Annotated in this window: 2 protein-coding genes; both read left to right on the top strand. The window is 34.3% G+C overall.

Annotated elements, in window-relative coordinates; all coding sequences use genetic code 11:
• The coding region (locus A5875_RS23600) for a family 1 glycosylhydrolase (RefSeq protein WP_176244638.1) at nucleotides 1–353 on the top strand (353 nt) is incomplete at its 5' end.
• Between the two features lie 421 nt (nucleotides 354–774).
• Nucleotides 775–984: a DUF960 family protein gene (locus A5875_RS24135; RefSeq protein ID WP_141108335.1), complete on the top strand. Its 210-nt coding sequence runs from the start codon at nucleotides 775–777 to the stop codon at nucleotides 982–984.
• Nucleotides 985–1,118 lie beyond the last annotated feature (134 nt).

Below are 1,118 nucleotides of genomic sequence, written 5' to 3'. Positions count from 1 at the left end.
ATAAGATATATGATAAATATAGATTGCCAATGTTTATTGTTGAAAATGGGTTGGGTGCAGTAGATACTCTAGAAACTGATGGGACTGTCCATGATGATTATCGTATCAATTATCTACGTGAGCACGTCAAAGCAATGGATAAAGCTTTAGACGATGGAGTTGAATTGCTCGGCTATACAACATGGGGCTGTATTGATATCTGTTCTGCAAGTTTTGCTGATATGACTAAGCGTTATGGATTCATCTATGTGGATGCAGATGACTATGGAAAGGGAACTTACGATCGTTATCGTAAAGACTCTTTCTATTGGTACAAGAAGGTAATTGCTTCCAATGGGGAAAGTATTGACTAGTCTATTTTTTGATTACTTAAGAAAGACGTCTAAATTTTAATGGGCATCTCTTTTGATTGAAGTTCACTTAGTTTCTATAAGCAATATTTAATTGACAGAATAAATGCTCATTTTTCTGTTCGCTTTTTCACTTGTGAGTTTTGAACGTGTACACTAGACATAAGTCGCATTGACTAAAATGAATGACTATACTTTGATGTAGTACTTTACGGACAGCACTTTGAATTTACAAGTATATATTATTACCATGAAGCTCAATCATCTTAATCGATGATTGGGCTATTTTTATGTTCAAAGGAGAAATAGCCAATGTTCGATATACAAGAAAATCGTTACATCATGAAAGGAGTAAACGGACAAGTTCCGAAAGAAATTCGGTTAAGCTGCTGATATTTGATTGACGAGAAGGTGAAGTAATCAGATATTCAATTGGATTACCTTACGAATCTTTGAATTCAATCGAGATGATCAACGCAAGATCATCAACATCACTTATCGACAAGAAGAACTGCTCTTTATCAACTATTACGAATGCCGAGTAACAAAGGAATTAACAAGTTTCCAAGTAAAGAAATTATGGATAATTGATGACCAGACACACCAGCCCATGTTATTACCAGACGAATACTAAGGAAAAGAATTAGACCATAAGTAGAAAATCATAAAAAGTAATAGAAAAAAGGTCTTCACAATGGGGAATGAAGTAGAATCAAAGAAACGTGTAACTATCGTTTCCTTACAGATGGTTAAAGGTACACTCTATAC

This window comes from Enterococcus sp. 3H8_DIV0648 (assembly GCF_002140655.1).
Taxonomy (GTDB): Bacteria; Bacillota; Bacilli; order Lactobacillales; family Enterococcaceae; genus Enterococcus_A; species Enterococcus_A hulanensis.
The sequence above is the reverse complement of the archived record's forward strand: the minus strand, read 5'-3'. Positions and strand labels throughout refer to the sequence as shown.